Source organism: Streptomyces sp. NPDC054841, assembly GCF_053611045.1.
In genome coordinates, this window is record NZ_JBSGZO010000831.1 from 1 (window position 1) to 1,961 (window position 1,961).

General features: G+C 72.8%; 1 protein-coding gene. It reads left to right on the forward strand.

All coding sequences use genetic code 11. The features are described from left to right. Positions 1-348 precede the first annotated feature (348 nt). On the forward strand, positions 349-1,953 hold the full coding sequence (locus ACWGI8_RS43665; RefSeq protein ID WP_453669103.1) for a DoxX family membrane protein: 1,605 nt from the start codon (positions 349-351) through the stop codon (positions 1,951-1,953). The last annotated feature ends 8 nt before the right edge of the window (positions 1,954-1,961 follow it).

The following is a 1,961-nucleotide window of genomic DNA, read 5'->3' on the forward strand; positions in this document are numbered from 1 at the left end:
GGGGTACGGCGTACCCCCGCACAGGGGCGTGGGCGCGGCGGCGGGCCGGACGGGAGCCACTGGTCGCCGAGCGCCTGCGCCGTCACGGGACGGTGAAACCCCCGAAGACGAGCCGACCGGCGGTTCGTGAGCCGCCCCCGCCGCCCCTGCCGGCGCCGTCGGCGCCGTCGGACCTGGATCCGCCTTCCTCTCTCCGTCACATTCCCTCAACTCCCTTGATCCGAGAGGCGACTGACGCGGCACGACCGAACGCTGGTTCCTCAACTCGGAACGATTTGCCGATCTTGACGGGTCTCGGACATTTCAGGGCCGTCAAGGCAGTGTCCTAAACACAGGTCACTCGGTTAGATGAGTGTGGACACCAGAACGCCCCGGCCCGGGTTCGACGAGCAGCTCCCCTTGAGCATGGTCAAGGTGAACTGCGATCCCGCGCAGGTCATCGTGAACCACGCCAGCTTCCGGGTGAGACTCGGCCCGAGCCGGACCACACACCCCGCGCGAGGCACGGCGGACACCGCCAGGATCCCCGCCTTCAGTGGCGCAGGAGCGACGGGGCGGCGCCGTGCGCCCGTCGTGTGGAGCGGGAAGTCCGCTCCGGGCGACCCGGGCGCCACCGGCCTGCTGCAGGCCATGCGCAGCTCCGGGGCGGTCACGCACGCCGGAGGAGGCTACGACGGCGGCGCCGCCACCCAGGTCATCCCCCGCGTCGACCTGGCCTCCGACACCATGCCCACGCCCGTCATCGGCGCCCAGGGCGGCCGCCACGGACGACCACGACCACTGCTGCCGCCGATGCGACAGGCGGAGGGCGCGTACGACGCGTACGAGCCCTACGGGCAAGAGGCCGAGGAAGAGCCCGACTTCACCTACGACATCGGCGAGCGGCCGCCCGCTACCACCGCGCAGGGCGCCGTCCGGCACGCCTACTACCCCGGCCGCCGGATGAATCTCGGCGTCGTACTGCTCCCGCTCCGCGTCTTCCTCGGCTTCATCTCGATCTACGCGGGCATGGGCAAGCTCTGCGACCCCGTCTACTTCGACGGCGGCGAGCGCGGCTCGATGGTCAAGTGGCTGACCTCCCTGGAGCCCTGGGCACTCGCCGAACCGCTGCGCGACTTCGCGCTCTCGCATCCGGTCGGCGCCGGACTCACCGTCGCGTTCCTGCAGGTCGTCGTCGGCGTACTGACCGTCCTCGGCCTCTGGCAGCGCGTCGCGGCCGTCGTCGGCGCGCTGCTCTCCGCCGCACTGATCATGACCGTCACCTGGCGGACCGTCCCGGTGTACGACGCACCGGACATCATGAACCTCGCCGCCTGGTCCCCGCTGATCATCGCCGGCGCCCCCGTCTACTCGGTGGACGGGCGACTCGCGGGCGAGGCCTGGCGGAAGCTCGGCCCCCGCTCCGAGCTGTGGGAGCTGCGTCGCCGGGTGCTGCGGCGCGGCGGAGTCCTCGCCGCCGTCGTCGTCGGCCTGACGCTGCTGATCGGCTCGATCCTCGGCGGCGCCGTACGGTCCACGGAGCTCGTGACCGTACCGGGCCCGAACGTCGACCCGACCAACCACCTCCCGGGCGCCCCGCTGCCGAGCGAAACGGGCGGACGCAGCCCCTCCAGCGAGGCGAAGCGGCAGCCCGAGCCGTCGAAGAGCGAGACGAGCAGCCCCTCCGCCGAGAAGGCCGAGCCGTCCCAGACGGCCGGCGAGACCGCACGCGTCGGAGAGTCGGGCAGCCCCAGCCAGTCCCGGGGAACCGACGGCCGGCAGTCCCCGACGCAGTCCGAGCCGGTGAACCCGCCGTCCAGCAGCTCCGGCCCCTCCTCGTCCGGTGACGGCGGCGCCTGGAGCGGCGGCAGTGGCGGTACGGGCGGGTCCGGCGACGGCGGCTCCGGCGGCGGAGGTGGCAACGGCGGAGGTTCGGGCGGCAACCGGAACCCGATCGGCGGCCTCCTGGGCTGACGCCCGAC